General features: G+C 45.5%; 1 pseudogene. It reads right to left on the reverse strand.

What is annotated here, in order from left to right:
* Nucleotides 1-769 (reverse strand): annotated as a pseudogene (gene fucI / locus DWZ67_RS19965) (L-fucose isomerase); the annotation flags it as partial.

Here is a 769-nt window from a genome sequence, read left to right on the forward strand (position 1 = left end):
TCTTCCGTAATTTCCCAGAAAGGCTTCATTACCGGTTTATTGTCACGTGTCTGGCAGCCTGTCCCATCAAGCGTACAGGAGCCTGAGTTGATCAGGTGAATGAAACCGTTTGCCGCCTTACCTTCCAATTTCTTACCCGTTACCCGTTCTATGGCATTCGGACTCCAATAAGTACGCACATCCGCAAATATCTGTGCAGTATTGGTCAATAGATGATTGAAGAGCATTGAAGTACAATTCAGCGTATCATTTTCCGTAGCGAAAGTAAATGCTTCACGGATACCGTTCCAATCGAAAGAAGTATTCAGTATAGCTTCTGAAAAATCACCGTCAGGCTTATAATCCGTCCACTGGCGCTGTCCCTGGAAACCCGCGGCAATCGCATTGTGTCCCATTGACTCTTCCTTGAACCCCATTTCAGCCAATTTCGGATTGCCAATCATCATATCACGGAAAATAAGGGTCATTTTTACCACGTATTCCCAACGGGCATCTTTCTCTTCACGGGAATATACTAGATGTTCCGGATTAAAGTCTGTCCCTTCATTACTCTTGCAATACTTTTCTGTCCATGCCATGGCACGTGCGAACTCTTCATGGTCATAAATGCCCAGCTGGACACGACGTTCTATCTCACTGGCATCCACATACTCATTACGCATGCCCAAATACTCCTGGAAGAAATCAGGATTGGGAATAGAGCCTGCAATGCCCATGGATACACTGCCGATTGAAAGATAGGATTTCCCCTTCATTGTAGCCACAGCTA

This window comes from Bacteroides sp. AF34-31BH (assembly GCF_003602795.1).
In the GTDB taxonomy this organism is placed as follows: Bacteria; Bacteroidota; Bacteroidia; order Bacteroidales; family Bacteroidaceae; genus Bacteroides; species Bacteroides uniformis.